Source organism: Neptunomonas japonica DSM 18939, from assembly GCF_000422765.1.
GTDB classification, from domain to species: domain Bacteria; phylum Pseudomonadota; class Gammaproteobacteria; order Pseudomonadales; family Balneatricaceae; genus Neptunomonas; species Neptunomonas japonica.
On the sequence record NZ_AUGR01000006.1, the window covers coordinates 1 to 17,430 of the forward strand.

Below are 17,430 nucleotides of genomic sequence, written 5' to 3' on the forward strand. Positions count from 1 at the left end.
GCTAATAGCAATGATGATCCGACATTGAATAACGCCATCACCGACCAGAACGCCACCGAAGACAGCCTATTCAGCTATACCTTTGCTGCCGGTAGCTTCGGCGATGTCGATGCCGGTGATACCCTGACCTACAGCGCGACCTTAAGCGGTGGTACCGCACTGCCGAGCTGGCTCAACTTTGATAACGCCACTCGTACCTTCAGCGGCACACCGTTGAATGCGGATGTCGGCACCCTGACGGTAGACGTTATTGCTGATGATGGTAATGGCGGCACCCCGGCGACCGATAGTTTTAATCTGGTTATTACAAACACAAACGATTTACCGAGTGGGAGCGTTACCATCACCTCGGATGGTACCCCAGCTGAGAATGAAACTCTCAGCGTTACCGACACCCTGAGCGATGAAGACGGCCTGGGTGCTATCACTTACCATTGGCAGCGAAACGGCACCGACATAGGTAGTACGGGTAACAATTACACTTTAGTGGATGCGGATGTCGGTCAAACTATCACAGTAGAAGCGCGTTATATTGATATGACTGGCGTGGTAGGGAGTTTATCTAGTGCGCCTCTAAATATAGATGTAGTGCCAATTGAAATTATACCAACAGTCGCGATATCTGCTCCTGCTCCTGCTCCTGCTCCTGCTCTTGTGTCTGAAAGTGTGGATGACCCTGAGATTGAAGAGGTAGTTGAGGATGTGATATCTGATATTGAAACAGTGGTTACTCCAGCAGAAAAGGTTGCGGCTGTAACACCTGAAGAGGTTCAAGCATTTGTTGAGCCGGAAATACCTGCTTTTACTATTGAGGATGCTAAACCTAATCATGTGATTAAACCGCTAGCATTAGCAATAGGGAACCAAACATCCATCGTTACTGACCTTAAAGCTAATTGGGCTCAATTATCAGACCCGCTTTTGTTAGTTAATTCAAGTGGGTTTATGAATGGTTTGGATGAAGTAGAGAAAGATTTCCAAAAACAAATATCTCTAGATCAGATGGTTGTAGGCAGTGGGATTGCGATGTCCACAGGGCTATCCATCGGGTACGTTACGTGGCTAATAAGAAGCGGTGTTTTGTTATCGAGTGTTCTTACTTCTTTGCCAGCTTGGCGTTTTGTTGATCCTTTACCTATTTTATCGACAATGGATGGTACTGATTTATATGAAGATGATGAAGATTCACTTGAAGAGTTAGTTCAAAAAGAGACGTCGCAAGACAAATCTATAAGTAAGGATCCTTAATGTGCTAGACAAAATTTTCGGAAAGCATAGCTCCAAAGCTAGAATAGCACTAGGGCAAGCAAGCATTATAGTGAGTCTTGTCTTGATGGCTGCAATGACAGGTTTATTGCCAAACGAAGGGAATATAAAGCGCGAGGCACGAATAGTGCTGGCAGAAACAATAGCCGTAAACAGTTCATTATATATTACGCGCTCTGATATTCGTCGTATGCATTCTGTTTTAGAAGTGACGGTAAAAAGAAATGCAGATTTATTGTCTGCTGGTGTACGTCGCAGAGATAGTAAATTATTAGCGGATATCGCTGAACACTCTTCTTATTGGGAGCCTCTCGAAGGCTTGGCATCAACGGATACGGATGTGGTGGTTCCAGTTTGGGAAGGCGATCAGCAATGGGGGCAAGTTGAGCTTCGGTTCACTCCAATAGAAGCTCAGGGGATTTGGGGATACTTAACTAATCCTGTTGTTATATTTATCATGTTTTTAAGCACATCTTGTTTTGTTATTTTCTTTTGGTATTTAGGGAGAATGTTAAAGCAGTTAGACCCGTCTCAAGCTGTACCTGACAGGGTTCGATCGGCACTTGATACCATGGCTGAAAGTCTTTTAGTTATGGATATTAAACAAAACATCGTACTGGCAAACCAAGCATTTTCTACGTTAGTAGATCGTCCTGCTGAAAAACTGGTTGGGCTCAAGGCATCCACTTTTCCGTGGCTTGATAATAATAATGATGCCTCTGTCGACAAGTATCCATGGAAAATCGCGATGGAAAGTGGTGAACCGATCACTAACCATATTGTTCGTTTGCAACTACCTAATAAACTCAATAAGTCATTTATGGTTAACTGCTCTCCTGTTCTGCTTCCTGGCGGGAAGGTCGGTGGTGTGCTGGTTAGTTTGGATGATGTCACCGCTTTAGAAGAGAAGGATATTGAGCTAAGACGCTCAAAAGAAGAGGCCGAAACGGCCAACCTAGCTAAGAGTGAGTTTCTGGCAAACATGAGCCATGAAATCCGCACGCCCATGAATGCTATTTTAGGATTTACCGAACTGTTACGCCGTGACCGAGGAGGTTTGCAGCCTGACCAACGTAAGCATTTGAATACTATTTCATCTAGCGGACAGCATTTATTGGATCTGATCAACGACATTCTTGATTTATCCAAGGTAGAAGCAGGGCACTTAGATGTTGAAGTAATAGATTGTAAACCTGCTCAGGTAATTCAGCAGGTCATGCAGACTATGAAAGTAAAAGCGGATGAGAAGGGTCTTGAGCTTAAATTTGAAGCGTTGACAGCTTTACCAGAAGAGATAAAAACGGACCCAGGAAGAGTTAGACAAATTCTTACTAACTTAATTGGTAATTCGATTAAGTTTACTGAACAAGGCTCAATTACTGTGCGCGTTTCAGTCCGGGATCGTACAAACCCTCAATTAAAAGTAGATATTATTGATACCGGTATTGGTATGACTGAACAACAAGTTGGTTCTGTATTTGATCCGTTCGTACAGGCTGATAGCTCAATTACGAGACGCTTTGGTGGAACCGGCCTAGGACTTTCTATTAGTCATAAATTTGCTCATGCACTGGGCGGCGATATTCTTGCCAGTAGTGATTATGGCCAAGGGAGTATTTTTTCATTAATTTTAGACTTGGAAGATACAGTGGGGGCCGCATGGTTAACACCTGATGACTTACTGTTTGAAGTGGAGCATGAGGAGTCGAGTGATGTCATTAAGTGGAAGCTCCCGGTAGCTGACATTCTTGTCGTTGATGATGGAAATGAAAATAGGGAGTTACTGAAGCTCGTATTAGAAGACCTAGGTATAAAGGTGACGACTGCTGTTCATGGGCAAGATGGGCTAGAAAAAGCATTACAACATAGTTTTGATGTGATCTTGATGGATGTACAGATGCCTGTAATGGATGGCTACGCAGCGGTTAGTGAAATGCGCAAAATGGGTTTAAAGCAGTCTGTTGTTGCATTAACGGCACATGCGATGAAAGGGATAGAAAAGCGTTGTATTGAAGCGGGATATAGCCACTACATGACTAAGCCAATCAACATAGAAGCGCTTGTCCAGTTATTGGCGGAGCTACTTGGTGGTGAGAAAGTGGTTGAAAAGACATCATTAACACCGCAGCGAATTAATCCATCTTACATTGATAAGTTTTCTTCTGAACCAGAGCAAGTTGATCGAGAAGGTGAACAAAGTGTTTCTTATCCACCGATCGTATCCACTTTAGCGGTTAACAAGAAATTTATAGACATTATTAAACGTTTTATTACTAAGCTTGAGTTGCAGCTTGAACAGATGAAAAAAGCTTTAAGAGAAGATGACTTTTCTGATCTATCTGATTTGGCGCACTGGCTTAAAGGGTCTGCGGGTAGTGTTGGTTTTGATGACTTTACTGAGGTCGCAAAAGAGCTTGAAGATGCTGCAAAAGCAAAAGACAAAGAGAGTGCTGAAAGTCAATTATCCAGTGTTGAGCAGCTTTATCAGCGAGCTCTTTTAGGGCTTGAACCTTCAAATAATATGATGGAAAAGCCTGATAATACTGAAGCAAAAAAGAGAGTAGTTCAGGAAAAATCGCAGTTAGAATCTTTTGCTAGAGGGCCTATACGTTCGTCATTGATTGAAAATAACCCTAAGTACCAAAAAATTGTAGACCGTTTTATTACTCGTTTAGAAGAGCAGTCCCTTGAAATTGATAAGGCTGTCTATAATCGCAATTATAATGATCTTGGTAAGTTATCTCATTGGCTGAAAGGGTCAGCGGGTAGCCTTGGCTTTGATGATTTAACCGAGCCTGCGAAGGAGCTTGAAGCAGCTGCCAAACGGCATGATCAAACTTTAGTTGAAGAAAGCTATGCTCAAATTAGGTCACTTATTCTTCGAGTAGAAAATGTTAATCCGAATCTCTTTGCCGCAGTCGAGAGTACTCAAAGTGACGACTAATATGCTTAACCTTATTACGATTAACGGATTTATTTTGTTTTCTATCAAGGTTAAGTGGTTTTACAGAGAAGGTTGCTTGAAGTGTGCCTAAAGTGTCTTACACTTAAACTCATGCACGATGCGATAGGTTGAATTAAACCTGTGTGAGAAATATGGAACTTAACTCGGATGTTCTTGATGTGAGTGACAATACAGTTTTGACAAACTCCTTGATTATGATGGTTGATGATGAACCTATCATGATTGATCTGATTCAAGCTTTTCTTGAAGATGCGGGTTACGAAAATTTTTTAGGACAAAGTGATTCGACATGCGCTGTCGAGCTAGTGGCTGACCGTAAACCGGATGTACTGCTGCTTGATTTAGTAATGCCGGATGTTACGGGGTTTATGGTGTTAGAAGCTTTAAGGGGCATGGAGCAAACAAAGCATCTTCCAATTATTGTTCTTACATCATCAAGTGATGGTGCTACAAAGTTAAAAGCGCTTGAATTGGGAGCGACTGACTTTTTAGGCAAACCGGTTGACCCCAGTGAGCTTGTGCTCAGGGTTAGGAACATACTCACGGTTAAGGCTTACCAAGATCAATTAGCATATTATGATGCGTTAACAGGCTTGCCTAATCGTAAGCTTTTCTTGGAGCGCTTAACGGCAGCAGTTGATGCATCACAAGTCAGTAATGAGCAACTGGCAGTTATAGTAATACATTTAAATACGTTTAAAGCTATTAATGATAGTTACGGACCTAAGGTCGGAGATGATGTATTAAGAGAGTCTGCTATTCGGTTACAGAGCTGTTTAAGTGCATTGGAGATGAGTGGTACTTTACACAATCAAGATCCATTGAAGATAATTTCTAAGATCTCTGGTGATGAATTTTCGATTTTACTGAGTTATGAGTTATCTGATGATGAGCTTTCATACGTAGCGGAACGTTTAATAAAAACGTTTGAAGAACCCTTTATTATCGATAAACAAAGTTTATATATCAGTATTAGTTTGGGAATCGCAATGAGTCAGCGTGATGGAGATGATGCTGATATCGTCTTGAAAAATGCGAGTTATGCGGCTCATCACTCACATGATGAAACAACAGGCCAGTTACAGTTTTATTCGAAAGAAGCAAACCAGCATCTGCAGGAACGTCTGCAGATGCAGCAAGACTTAACAAAAGCAATTAAAGAAAAAGAGTTTTACTTGGTGTTTCAGCCACAAGTTGATGCGTTTACAGGTCAAGTTAAAGGAGCGGAGACATTACTGCGCTGGGCGCACCCTGATAAGAATTTTGTATCTCCTGCTGTTTTTGTTCCCATTGCAGAGCAAAGTGGGTTAATGGAAGAGATTGGTTCTTGGGTGTTATTAAGCGCTTGCCGTCAAGCGGCCAGTTGGCAGCAACAAGGGATGAGTGATGTATCAATCTCAATTAATGTATCGAGCCAACAGTTTAGCTCAGATAATTTTGTGCAATTTGTTGGCCAGTGCCTTCAAGATACCAATGTTCGCCCAGCATCAGTGGTGATTGAAATGACTGAAAGCTTGGCAATGAGCGATATTGATAAAACGAATGCAATTCTCAATCAGCTTCAAGCTTTAGGGCTGAAGGTCTCCGTAGATGATTTTGGTACAGGTTATTCTTCCCTTAGTTACTTAAAAAGCTTTCCATTAGATGAGCTTAAAATTGATAAAGCTTTTGTTGATGGGCTTCCTGACAATAAAGGAGACCAGGCGATTACTTCTGCCATTATTACTATGGCAAAGAAGCTCAATTTTTTAGTGGTTGCAGAAGGCGTCGAAAATCAAGAACAGGCTGATTATTTAGCAATCGCTGGTTGTGATTTATTCCAAGGCTACCACTTTGCAAGGCCGCTTGAAGTTGAAGCGTTTCAGGCGTTTTATAAGCAGCACAGATAATCACTTTTATTGTTTATTACTATCTTTTTTTGAAAGGTAAGCCCTTCGATAGTTCGCTAATTTGTGTCCTCATGAGAGCCTCTTCTTCCTCTAAAAACTGAACAATTGCCTGTTTGAATGAGGGGTTGCTGATGTAATGGGAAGACCAGGTCTCTATGGGTTCAAACCCTCTTTGTATCTTATGTTCTCCTTGTGCGCCTGGGTCAAACCGCTGTAGGCCATGTTGCATGCAATACTCTATACCTGTGTAAAAGCAGGTCTCAAAATGCAGGCTGTGAAACTCTTCAATGCATCCCCAGTAACGTCCATAAAGTGTTTGGCTATCTTTAAAGCATAGCGCGGTTGCTACATACTTAGACTCATATTGTGCGGCAAACAAGACTATTTGCTCGGGCATGGTTTGTAATAAATTGCTAAAGAAATCTTGAGTCAGGTACCCCTGTCTGCCACGTTTTAAGTGTGTTAGGTGATAGCAGTGGTAAAAGGTGTTTAATAGCGACTCTGTAATATCACTACCTTCAATGCACTTAATGGTAACGCCTTGCTCTGCGATTTTTTGCCTTTCACGTTTAATGCTTTTTCTCTTGCGAGAGTTAAAACCCTCTAAGAAATGTTCAAAACTCAGATAATCTTTGTTAAACCAGTGATATTGGGTGCCTAACCTGCATATAAAATTTTGGGCTTTCATGTGCTGATGTTGCTCGCCTTCAAAAAAAAGGCCATGCCATGATGAGATTCCTCTTTCAGCACAAACTTGTTTAATAATTTGGCTTAAGAGGGGGAGTACCTCAGTAAGTGGTTTGTTTGTAGCGATGCGAGGGCCTGTTGCAGGCGTAAAGGGGACCGATGTAACAAGTTTTGGATAATAATCTAACCCATGGCGCTCATAAGCGTCGGCCCATGCCCAGTCAAAAACATATTCCCCATAAGAGTGGTTTTTCAAATACAAAGGGAGAATCAGAATGCACTCGTCGTCTTCGAACAAGCGAAGATGAAGAGGTTGCCAACCTGTTTGAACTGATACAGCGCCACTGGACTCTAATGCTTCAAGAAACTCATAACGAATAAAGGGGTGGGACTTGCCTGCAAGGCGTTCCCAATCAACTGAGCCGATATCAGTAATGCTTTTGGATAGATCAAATCGATATGTCATGCTTTATACTGTTGTTTATAGTGACTATTTTCAATGTAATTTAGCGATTTTATTAAGGGGATTGCAATGGATGAATTAGAACTTGAATTTGAACTCGACACACGTCTCTCTAATGACTGTATTGTCATGGGTGATTTTCCGCTTTGTCGTCTCTTGTTGATGAATGATTCAAACTATCCGTGGTTTATTTTAGTTCCACGCAGAGCCGGCGCTACTGAAATTTATCATTTACCCAAAGAAGAGCAGCATCAGCTTATTGATGAATCTTCGATGGTTGCCGAAATTATGGCAGATAGCTTTAGTGCAAGAAAAATGAATATAGCGAACTTAGGGAATATGGTCCCGCAACTACATATCCACCATGTCGCCCGTCATGAGGACGATCTTGCATGGCCAGGGCCAGTATGGGGCAAGCATCCAGCGGTTCCTTATACACAAGAAAAGATTGATAAAATACATTCACGTATCAAATCGATGATCACGGAAGAGGTATCCTTTGTCTTGAATGAAAATATGGGCTAGTTGTCGCTGTAACGTTGCGCTAATTCAGGTATAATTTTGCCCTTTGTTTATACCTGATTTTTAAGTGGTGCTGGTGAACAGCATCCAGCAATAGATAGGAACAGTAGACTATGCGCAGCCATTATTGCGGCGATTTGAGAAAAGAACATATCGGCGAAGAAATTACTTTAACAGGCTGGGTACATCGCCGCCGTGATCATGGTGGAGTTATCTTTCTTGATGTACGTGATCGCCAAGGTATCGCTCAGGTTGTTTTTGATCCAGAACGTGAAGAAAGTTTTGCTATAGCAAACAGTGTTCGTAGCGAATATGTTATTGAAGTTAAGGGTTTGGTTCGTCATCGTCCAGACGGTACGGTAAACAGTGATATGCCTACGGGTGAGATTGAGGTGTTAGGTTTAGAACTGAACATCCTTAATAAAGCTGAGACACCTCCGTTCCCGCTAGATGATCATCAAAAAGTAGGCGAAGATGTTCGCTTGCGTCACCGTTATATCGACCTTCGTCGTCCTGAAATGCAGGAAAAATTACGTTTTCGTTCTAAAGTATCGAACGCCATTCGTAACTACCTAGATGATAACGGCTTCCTTGATATCGAAACGCCTATCTTGAACCGTGCTACGCCAGAAGGTGCGCGCGATTTCTTGGTGCCAAGCCGTACGCATGAAGGTGCTTTCTTTGCACTTCCACAGTCTCCACAGTTATTTAAGCAGCTGTTAATGGTTTCAGGCTTTGACCGTTACTATCAGATCGCTAAATGTTTCCGTGATGAAGATCTGCGTGCTGACCGCCAGCCTGAATTTACCCAGATTGACATTGAAACATCCTTTATGGATGAAGAAGCAATCATGGGTATTACAGAAACTATGATTCGTAAATTGTTTCTTGAGTTAAAAGGTGTCGACCTGGGTGATTTCCCTCGCATGCCTTACTCAGAAGCGATGCAACGTTTTGGTTCTGATAAGCCGGATCTTCGTTTTTCCATGGAGTTGGTTGATGTTGCTGACCTGATGGCTGAGATCGAATTCAAAGTCTTTGCAGGTCCTGCTAAAGATCCTAAAGGCCGTGTGGCTGCTCTTAAGGTTCCTGGTGGCGCTAAACTGACGCGTAAAAACATTGATGACTACACCAGGTTTGTTAGCATTTATGGTGCTAAAGGTTTGGCTTGGATCAAGGTTAACGAAATTGAAAAAGGCGTAGAAGGTCTTCAGTCTCCCATCATTAAGTTCTTAGGTAATGATGTGACGATGGCGATTATGGAGCGTTTGGGTGCTGAAAATGGCGACCTTGTGTTCTTTGGCGCAGATAAAGAGAAGGTTGTTTCTGAAGCACTCGGTGCGCTACGTATCAAAGTGGGTGAAGACCTTGAGATGTCTCAGTGCGAATGGGCTCCATTATGGGTTGTTGACTTCCCAATGTTTGAAGAGACCAGCGATGGTGGCTTAACCGCACTACATCATCCGTTTACTGCACCAAGCTGTACGGCTGAAGAGTTGAAAGCGGATCCTTTATCGGCGTTGTCTCGTGCTTACGATATGGTTCTTAACGGTTGCGAGCTCGGTGGTGGTTCAATCCGTATTCATAACCAAGAAATGCAGGCTCAAGTCTTAGAAATCTTGGGCATCTCTGATGAAGAAGCTGATGATAAGTTTGGATTCTTGTTGAATGCTCTTAAATATGGTGCTCCACCGCACGGTGGTTTGGCATTTGGTTTGGATCGTCTCATTATGTTGATGACCGGTACTGACTCTATTCGTGAAGTTATCGCCTTCCCTAAAACGCAGAGTGCATCTTGTATGATGACGAATGCGCCAGGTGAAGTAAGTGCAGCTCAGCTTCGCGAGCTTAATATTAAGTTGCGTAAAACACCTTAGTAAAGAGTATTAGAATAGCGTTACATGTACGAAATATAAGCTGCCTGCGGGCAGCTTATTTGTAAGTACTTATAAGTTAATGCTTTATTTGCGTATTACAGCAGACAAGGGAGAGATCGATGGCAGGCCATTCGAAGTTCGCTAACATCAAGCACCGCAAGGCTGCACAAGATGCGAAGCGGGGAAAGATATTTACTAAACTTATTCGTGAGCTAGTAGTAGCAGCGAAAGAGGGTGGTGGTAACCCAGATGACAACCCTCGTTTGCGTGCAGCGATAGATAAAAGTCTTGGCTCTAATATGAAGCGAGATACTATCGAGAAAGCAGTGCAGCGTGGCGCGGGCGGCGGCGAAGGCGAAAACTACGATGAATTAACCTATGAAGGTTATGGTTCAGGTGGTGTTGCTTTTCTAGTTGAAACGATGACAGACAATGTAAATCGTACGGTTTCTCAAGTGCGTTCGGCATTCTCAAAAGCGGGTGGTAACTTAGGTACCAGTGGCTCGGTTGCTTACTTGTTTGAAAAGAAAGGTCTATTATCTTTTGAGGCCGGTGCAGATGAAGATGCTATTATGGAAGCGGCATTAGAGCTAGGCGCTGACGATGTTGTTACTCATGACGATGGCTCTATCGATGTGTTTACTACACCTGCAGACTTTTTGGATGTTAAAGAGGGCTTGATTGCGGCGGGTCTTGAAGCTGCGCATGGAGAGGTTTCAATGATTCCATCAACCACAGCTGAATTGGATGCTGAGGGCGGTCGTAAAGTGTTACGTTTGCTTGATACGCTGGAAGACCTCGATGATGTGCAAAACGTATATCATAATGCTGAGATCCCAGAAGAATCTTTACAAGAAGAGTAACGCTCTGTTTAGTGATTTAAAAAGCCGAGGCTCTTTTCTGTAGAGTCTCGGCTTTTTTGATGGTTGTATATTTGTTATGAAGGCTATGCTTATGAGTATTGGCTGAGTGTGTGAGGTTCTGTGTGATAAACAAGGTTGTTGAATGATCATTTTAGGTATTGACCCTGGCTCGCGTATAACAGGCTATGGCCTAATTAATGTGGTGGGTGCTCGTAATGAATATGTAGCCAGTGGTTGTATTCGTATTAAAGGGGATGAGCTACCAGAGCGCCTAAATCAAGTTTTTGCAGGTGTGACTGAGGTGATCAGACAGTTCTCACCACAAGAGATGGCTATTGAGCAGGTTTTCATGTCTAAAAATGCAGACTCTGCACTAAAGTTAGGCCAAGCTCGTGGTGTCGCTATTGTTGCTGGGACACAGCAAGAACTGCCTGTGTTTGAATACGCCGCACGCTCTATCAAGCAATCAGTGGTAGGCAAAGGCTCAGCTGATAAGGTACAAGTACAGCACATGGTTACACAGATACTTAAGCTTCCTGGTTTGCCGCAGGCCGATGCGGCCGATGCGTTGGCTATTGCTTTGTGCCATGCCAATACACGCTTAGGCATGATCAAAATGGCAGGTGCAACAGGGCGTCGGCAGGGGCGTTGGAGGTAATATGGATTACGCGACACTTATTTTTATTGCGGAATTAATCGGGGTATCTGTTTTTTCAATTACGGGTGCCTTGGCAGCGCAAGGCAAGCGAATGGATATCCTTGGGGTGGTTGTGCTAGCTATTGTTACCTCACTAGGGGGGGGAACCATTCGCGATATAACGCTTAATGCATATCCTATTGGTTGGGTTATTAATAATACCTACCTTTGGACAGCCATTGTCTCAGCGGTTTCTGCATTTCTAATTTGCCGATATTTTTTATACCCCCGTAGAACAATGTTGGTGCTAGATGCGGCGGGGCTGGCGTTGTTTGCTGTATTAGGTGCAGAGAAGGCGATGTCCCTTGGAATGGGGCCTATCATCGTCATAATGATGGCCTGTATTACCGGCTGTGCTGGCGGCATGATTCGAGATATCTTAACGCGAGAAATCCCTCTGATCCTGCATAGGGAAGGTGAGCTTTATGCGACATGTGCCATTTTAGGGGCTGTATTTTATGTTGTGTTTTTTGGTTTGATTGAGGAGCGAATATTAGCAATTGCTTCCATGTTAATTATCTTCATTACTCGTTTAGCGGCGATATTTGGCGACCTTTGCTTGCCAGAATTTATTGTTGCGGGTCATAAATTGGAGTCACCAGAAGAGGCAAGAGACCGGTAGCTCTTTCTACTCGAAAGCCGCTTTTAATAAGTTTTGAGTATAGGGGTGAGAAGGCGCGCTGAATAAGGTGTCAGCATCACTATGCTCTATTACCTCTCCTTGCTTCATGACCAGTACTTTATGACTCAGAGCTTTCACGACTGATAAGTCGTGACTAATGAATATATAGCTAAGGGCATATTTTTTCTGTAGATCTTTAAGCAGCTCAACAATTTGTACTTGAACGGTCCTGTCCAGGGCAGACGTTGGTTCATCAAGGATAATAACGTCAGGTTTGAGAATGAGTGCGCGTGCAATCGATATGCGCTGTCGCTGCCCGCCAGAAAACTCATGTGGATAGCGGTGTCGAACCTCGGGGTCAAGGCCTACTTCGAGCAGCGCTTTGGTTATTAGCGATTCTCTTTCTGGTCCTTTTCCTATGTTATGAACGGTTAGCCCTTCAGCGATACATTCTTCAACTGACATGCGTGGGCTGAGGCTGCCAAATGGGTCTTGAAAGACCACTTGAAGCTGTCTCCTTAAAGGTTTTATTTCACTTTGGTTTAAACTATCGATTCTTTGGTTGTGAAAGCTGATTGCTCCTTCGCTATGGATTAGACGAAGTATTGCTAGTCCCAGTGTTGTTTTTCCTGAACCGGACTCTCCTACAACGCCCAGTGTCTCGCCTCGTTGCAGGCTGAGGCTAACGCCGTTAACCGCTTTAATATGATCGACAGTTCTGCCTAAAAAACCGCGTTTAATAGGAAACCAGATTCTAAGATCATCAGTTTCTAAAATACACTCACTATTCTTAGCTACTGGAAGAGGCTTTCCGGTTGGTTCGGCTGTGATTAGTTGTTGTGTGTAGCTGGCTTGCGGCTGATTAAAAATTTGTTGAGTATTACCCCGCTCTACAATTTCTCCTTGGTACATGACACAGACGTTCTTTGCATAGCGCTTAACTATATTAAGGTCGTGAGTAATCAGCAAAATGGCCATGCCAAGCTTTTGTTGTAATTCTTGTAATAGTTCGAGTATTTGCTTTTGTACGGTCACATCTAAAGCCGTGGTTGGTTCGTCAGCAATGAGTAGATCAGGCTCGTTGGCAAGCGCCATCGCGATCATGACGCGTTGCCGTTGTCCGCCAGATAACTGGTGAGGGTAACTAGCTAACCGGCTTTCAGGGTCCCTGATGCCGACTAAAGTAAGCAGCTCTAGGGTGCGCTCTCGTGCTGCACTCCCTTTTAATAGTTTATGTAGCCACAGGCTTTCGGCGATCTGTTTCTCTACTGTATGAAGAGGATTGAGAGAGGTCATCGGCTCTTGGAATATGATGCTGATCTGGTCTCCTCTTATATCTCTAAGCGTTGTTTCCTCGGCTTGTAGAATATCCTTTCCCTGATAATGAATACTGCCAGTAGGGTGGCTGGCTTTAGGGTAGGGAAGTAAGCGTAATAGGGAGAGGGCCGTGACTGATTTCCCAGAGCCTGACTCACCGACTAAAGCCATTGTTTCGCCTTTATTAACCTCAAAGCTAACAGACTTTACCGCCGTTACTGCTGAGCTTCCTTCGCCAAATTGAACACTCAGATTGTCGACCTTCACTAAGCTTTGTGTTGTTGTAGCTTGTGAGTTAGCGTGCATGGTCATAGCAGTGTTTTCCTAGGATCAAAGGCATCACGTACCGCTTCACCGATAAAAATAAGTAGCGTTAACATAACGGAAAGCGTCATAAAGGCAGAGAGTCCTAACCAAGGAGCATGAAGGTTGTCTTTACCCTGGGCAATGAGTTCACCTAATGATGCCGAGCCTGGTGGTAAGCCAAACCCAAGAAAGTCTAATGCGGTGAGGGTAACGATACCGCCGTTGAAGATAAAAGGCATAAAAGTAAGGGTCGCAACCATCGCGTTGGGCAAGATGTGGCGGAACATAATTTGCTGATTCGAAACGCCTAAGGCTCTTGCCGCTCGAACGTACTCTAAGTTTCTTCCGCGAAGAAATTCAGCACGTACTACGTCAACTAGATTCATCCATGAGAAAAGCAACATAATACCCAGTAGCCACCAGAAGTTTGGTTCAACAATGCTGGCAAGAATGATTAATAAAAACAGTACAGGCAGTCCCGACCAAATTTCAATAAAGCGCTGAAAATACAGGTCGACTTTACCGCCATAGAAACCCTGTAAAGCCCCAGCGATAACACCAATGACAGAGCTTGTAAGTGTGAGAACTAAGGCAAATAGAATGGATATGCGAAATCCGTAGATGACGCGTGCCAGAACATCGCGTCCTTGGTCATCTGTACCTAGTAAGTTTTCAGTACTCGGTGGTGAGGGGGCAGGGACAGGTAAATCGTAATTGATGGTGCGGTGGTCATATCGCACGGGGGGCCAGACAATCCAACCATTTCCCTCTTCAGTAATGAGCTCTTGGACGAAGGGGTCTTTGTAGTCAGCTGCAGATTGGAATTCACCGCCGAACTCTGTTTCGTAATATTCTTTTACAACAGGGAAGTAGAAATTATTTTGGTACTTAATTAAGAGTGGCTGGTCGTTAGCAATAAATTCTGCGAACAGGCTGAGTAAGAATAAGGCAAGAAAGATCCATAATGACCAGAAGCCGCGACGGTTTATTTTAAAATTAGCAAGTCGTCGTTGATTGATAGGGCTCATGATTATTGCTCCCTACTTTCAAAGTCAATACGCGGGTCAACCGCTACATACATGAGATCGCTGATGAGCTTCATGAGTAAGCCAATTAGCGTGAATATGTAAAGTGTGCCAAAAATAACCGGGTAATCTCGGTTAATAACGGCTTCGTAACCCAGCAGCCCAAGACCATCAAGAGAAAAAATAACTTCAATGAGCATTGATCCAGTAAAGAATATACCGATCAATGCGGCGGGCATGCCGGCGATAATAAGCAGCATGGCATTACGAAAAACATGTCCATATAGCACGCTCTTTTCTGTTAGTCCTTTGGCACGTGCGGTGAGCACATACTGTTTGTTTATTTCATCTAGAAATGAGTTCTTAGTCAGCATGGTTAGTGTAGCAAAACTGCTGATTACCGAGGCAACAACAGGCAGGGTGATGTGCCAAAAGTAGTCACCAATTTTTTCTAATAGTGAAAGCTCGTCAAAATTTGAAGAAGTCAGTCCTCTTAATGGGAACCAGTCAAAATAGCTTCCGCCAGCAAACAAAACAATCAGTAAAATAGCAAATAAGAAATTGGGAATCGCATAGCCAATGATGATAGCTGTGCTGCTCCATACATCGAAACTGGAGCCGTCTTTTACTGCTTTTCTAATACCTAGTGGGACGGATATCAGATAAGTGAGTAGTGTTGTCCATAGGCCCAGTGAGATAGAGACAGGAAGCTTTTCAATAATAAGATCGATAACACTTTTATCACTGTAAAAGCTTTTACCAAAATCAAACGTTAAGTAGTTACCCAGCATTTGAAAGTAGCGCTCATGTGCAGGTTTATCAAAGCCGTATAGTGCTTCTATCTCTGCGACTAAGCGTGGATCAAGCCCACGCCCTCCGCGATAGCTACTATCATTACTGTTCTGGTTGGCTGTTAAGTCGCCACCACCGGAACTGCCAGGAACAGAGCTATTACTTAAGCCCTCAAGTTGAGCAATAGTTTGCTCAACAGGGCCGCCTGGTGCTGCCTGAATAATAAGGAAGTTGATAGTGAGAATGCCGATCAGCGTTGGGATAATCAGTAGCAATCGTCTAAGAATATAAGCAGCCATTAATTAGCAGGCTCACTAATAGCTTTTTTTACCCACCATGTATCAAATCCTAAATCATAAGTAGGTTTTGCAGCAGGAAAGCCAAACATCTTTTTATAGGCAATACGGTAGCTGCGGCTGTGGAACTGCGGAATAACATAGTAGTTCCACTGTAGGACCCGGTCTAGAGCGCGAGAACGCAGTACCAATTGTTCGCGATCAGGCGCTTGTATGATCAATTGAATCAGCTTATCTACCACAGGGTTTTCAATACCTATAAGGTTGCGACTGCCAGGTTGTTGTGCATTCTTAGAGCCCCAGTATTCAAGAAGTTCATTTCCGGGTGATGAGGATTGGCCAAATGAACCCACAACCATATCAAAGTCAAAAGCGCGTAAGCGGTTGATATATTGAGAAACATCAACTATTCGAATGGTTGTTTCTATGCCCATTCGTTGTAGATTTTTGATCATGGGCGCTACAATGCGCTCAAACTCTTTTTGAACCAATAAGATTTCAAACACCATCGGTTTATTGGTGGCCTTGTTAATTAGTTTTCCGTTAGTAAGCTCCCACCCGGCCCGTTTTAATAAGCGTAAGGCTTGTCTTAGTTCTTTTCGGATTTTCCCCGAGCCATCGTAGCTAGGTGCCTGATAAGCTCGGGTAAATACCTCATCAGGAAGTTGAGCCCTGAAAGGCTCTAAAATTTCTAATTCCTCGGATGATGGTAGGGCTGTGGCAGCCATGTCAGAGTTTGAAAAGTAACTATGGGTACGTGTATAAGCACTGTAAAACAGGTTGTTATTAGTCCATTCAAAATCAAAGGCATAGCTGAGTGCTTGGCGTACTTTAGGGTCTTTAAAGTAAGGCTTGCGAGTATTAAACATAAAAGCCTGCATGCCTGTTGGTTTGCTATGATTAATTTCTTCTTTGATCAGTTTGCCGCTGTCAAATTGTGGCCCCGAGTAGCTGGTGGCCCATTGTTTTGATGAGGTTTCTTGGCGAAAATCGTAAGCACCGGCTTTAAAGGCTTCGAGTGAGACGGTGCTGTCCCGGTAATAATCATAAGTTATTGAGTCGAAGTTGAAGCGGCCTTTATTAACGGCAAGATCTTTTCCCCAATAATCAGGGCTTCTTTGGTAGGTAACCGAGCGCCCAGATTCAAACTTAGCAAGTGTATATGGGCCTGAGCCAATTGGAATGTCTATGGAGGGTGTTGAAAAGTCACGGTCTTGCCAAAAGTGCTTAGCCAGAATTGGAATTTCACCCACAATCAAAGGGAGCTCTCGATTACCGTTATTCTTAAAATGGAATTTAACAGTGAGTGGATCTACCGCTTCAATATTTTGTATATCACCAAGATAAGACTTGTAAAAAGGGGCGCCTTTTTCAAGTAATTGATTAAAAGTGAAAATGACATCTTCAGCAGTAACAGGTTTGCCATCAGAAAAGCGTGCTGTAGGGCGAAGGTAAAACGTGATGCTTTCTCTCGAGTCTGGCATATCTACGCTAGCAGCTAAAAGGCCGTACTGAGAAAAGGGCTCGTCCAAAGCCTTGCTCATTAATGAATCATATATAAGCCCAAGCCCATTGGCGGAGTTGCCTTTAATGATAAATCCGTTGAAACTATCAAATGTGCCTAGTGCCCACTGTTTGATGTCGCCGCCTTTTGGGGCATTAGGGGTGGTGTACTCAAAATGACTAAAATCAGGGGCGTATTTTAGGTCCCCATGCATTGATAAACCATGTTCGGCAGCACTGCAAGAGAGAGGTACTAAACTTAAAAGCGCTGCGCGAATGAAAAGTTTTTTTAGCGAAAACATAGACATAAACTAAAATCCAGAAGGTAAGCTGCTACTGA

Annotated in this window: 13 protein-coding genes; 8 read left to right on the top strand and 5 right to left on the bottom strand. The window is 43.3% G+C overall.

Going from position 1 to position 17,430, the window contains the following annotated elements; genetic code table 11:
* The 3 genes from G511_RS21915 to G511_RS0105495 form a co-directional block, all read left to right on the top strand.
* On the top strand, window positions 1–1,248 hold a 1,248-nt coding region (locus G511_RS21915; RefSeq protein ID WP_036551408.1), incomplete at its 5' end, for a putative Ig domain-containing protein.
* A 1-nt stretch (window position 1,249) separates the two neighbouring features.
* On the top strand, window positions 1,250–4,210 hold the full coding sequence (locus G511_RS23775; RefSeq protein WP_028468742.1) for an Hpt domain-containing protein: 2,961 nt from the start codon (window positions 1,250–1,252) through the stop codon (window positions 4,208–4,210).
* 152 nt (window positions 4,211–4,362) lie between these two features.
* The gene (locus tag G511_RS0105495) at window positions 4,363–6,120 is read left to right on the top strand and encodes a two-component system response regulator (RefSeq protein ID WP_036551411.1); all 1,758 of its coding nucleotides are present in this window, start codon (window positions 4,363–4,365) and stop codon (window positions 6,118–6,120) included.
* 19 nt (window positions 6,121–6,139) lie between these two features.
* On the opposite strand, the gene G511_RS0105500 is transcribed toward G511_RS0105495, so the two are convergent.
* Entirely contained in the window at window positions 6,140–7,273 is a 1,134-nt protein-coding gene (locus G511_RS0105500; RefSeq protein ID WP_028468744.1) for a GNAT family N-acetyltransferase, read from the bottom strand.
* 66 nt (window positions 7,274–7,339) lie between these two features.
* Here G511_RS0105500 and G511_RS0105505 point away from each other — a divergent pair, with 66 nt between their 5' ends.
* The 5 genes from G511_RS0105505 to G511_RS0105525 all read left to right on the top strand — a co-directional run bounded on the left by G511_RS0105505 (window position 7,340) and on the right by G511_RS0105525 (window position 11,851).
* The gene (locus G511_RS0105505) at window positions 7,340–7,795 is read left to right on the top strand and encodes an HIT domain-containing protein (RefSeq protein ID WP_028468745.1); all 456 of its coding nucleotides are present in this window, start codon (window positions 7,340–7,342) and stop codon (window positions 7,793–7,795) included.
* Window positions 7,796–7,905: 110 nt separating this feature from the next.
* Window positions 7,906–9,669, top strand: coding sequence for an aspartate--tRNA ligase (gene aspS, locus G511_RS0105510; protein ID WP_028468746.1), 1,764 nt, complete (start codon window positions 7,906–7,908; stop codon window positions 9,667–9,669).
* 119 nt (window positions 9,670–9,788) lie between these two features.
* Window positions 9,789–10,532: a YebC/PmpR family DNA-binding transcriptional regulator gene (locus G511_RS0105515; RefSeq protein WP_028468747.1), complete on the top strand. Its 744-nt coding sequence runs from the start codon at window positions 9,789–9,791 to the stop codon at window positions 10,530–10,532.
* Between the two features lie 142 nt (window positions 10,533–10,674).
* Window positions 10,675–11,190 carry a crossover junction endodeoxyribonuclease RuvC gene (ruvC, locus tag G511_RS0105520; RefSeq protein ID WP_028468748.1) on the top strand — a complete coding sequence of 172 codons (516 nt, stop codon included), beginning with the start codon at window positions 10,675–10,677 and terminating at the stop codon, window positions 11,188–11,190.
* A gap of 1 nt (window position 11,191) precedes the next feature.
* Window positions 11,192–11,851 carry a trimeric intracellular cation channel family protein gene (locus G511_RS0105525; RefSeq protein ID WP_028468749.1) on the top strand — a complete coding sequence of 220 codons (660 nt, stop codon included), beginning with the start codon at window positions 11,192–11,194 and terminating at the stop codon, window positions 11,849–11,851.
* A 6-nt stretch (window positions 11,852–11,857) separates the two neighbouring features.
* Here G511_RS0105525 and G511_RS0105530 read toward each other — a convergent pair whose 3' ends face one another.
* From G511_RS0105530 to G511_RS0105545, 4 genes are read right to left on the bottom strand one after another with little or no spacing between them, the layout of a single operon-like run.
* A complete protein-coding gene (locus tag G511_RS0105530) occupies window positions 11,858–13,474 on the bottom strand; it encodes an ABC transporter ATP-binding protein (RefSeq protein WP_028468750.1) in 1,617 nt (538 codons plus the stop codon).
* A 2-nt stretch (window positions 13,475–13,476) separates the two neighbouring features.
* The gene (locus G511_RS0105535) at window positions 13,477–14,502 is read right to left on the bottom strand and encodes an ABC transporter permease (RefSeq protein ID WP_036551415.1); all 1,026 of its coding nucleotides are present in this window, start codon (window positions 14,500–14,502) and stop codon (window positions 13,477–13,479) included.
* 2 nt (window positions 14,503–14,504) lie between these two features.
* Window positions 14,505–15,590, bottom strand: coding sequence for a microcin C ABC transporter permease YejB (locus G511_RS0105540; protein ID WP_028468752.1), 1,086 nt, complete (start codon window positions 15,588–15,590; stop codon window positions 14,505–14,507).
* Window positions 15,590–17,398, bottom strand: a complete 1,809-nt coding sequence (locus tag G511_RS0105545) for an extracellular solute-binding protein (RefSeq protein WP_036551418.1) — start codon at window positions 17,396–17,398, stop codon at window positions 15,590–15,592. The genes G511_RS0105540 and G511_RS0105545 overlap by 1 nt, the downstream gene beginning before the upstream one ends.
* Window positions 17,399–17,430 lie beyond the last annotated feature (32 nt).

Excerpts from the sequence above, each read along its gene's own strand:
- aspS (WP_028468746.1), top strand. The coding sequence starts at position 7,906 with ATGCGCAGCCATTATTGCGGCGATTTGAGAAAAGAACATATCGGCGAA.
- G511_RS0105500 (WP_028468744.1), bottom strand. The coding sequence starts at position 7,273 with ATGACATATCGATTTGATCTATCCAAAAGCATTACTGATATCGGCTCA.
- G511_RS0105495 (WP_036551411.1), top strand. The coding sequence starts at position 4,363 with ATGGAACTTAACTCGGATGTTCTTGATGTGAGTGACAATACAGTTTTG.
- G511_RS0105545 (WP_036551418.1), bottom strand. The coding sequence starts at position 17,398 with ATGTCTATGTTTTCGCTAAAAAAACTTTTCATTCGCGCAGCGCTTTTA.
- ruvC (WP_028468748.1), top strand. The coding sequence starts at position 10,675 with ATGATCATTTTAGGTATTGACCCTGGCTCGCGTATAACAGGCTATGGC.
- G511_RS0105525 (WP_028468749.1), top strand. The coding sequence starts at position 11,192 with ATGGATTACGCGACACTTATTTTTATTGCGGAATTAATCGGGGTATCT.
- G511_RS0105530 (WP_028468750.1), bottom strand. The coding sequence starts at position 13,474 with ATGCACGCTAACTCACAAGCTACAACAACACAAAGCTTAGTGAAGGTC.
- G511_RS0105505 (WP_028468745.1), top strand. The coding sequence starts at position 7,340 with ATGGATGAATTAGAACTTGAATTTGAACTCGACACACGTCTCTCTAAT.
- G511_RS0105515 (WP_028468747.1), top strand. The coding sequence starts at position 9,789 with ATGGCAGGCCATTCGAAGTTCGCTAACATCAAGCACCGCAAGGCTGCA.
- G511_RS0105535 (WP_036551415.1), bottom strand. The coding sequence starts at position 14,502 with ATGAGCCCTATCAATCAACGACGACTTGCTAATTTTAAAATAAACCGT.
- G511_RS0105540 (WP_028468752.1), bottom strand. The coding sequence starts at position 15,590 with ATGGCTGCTTATATTCTTAGACGATTGCTACTGATTATCCCAACGCTG.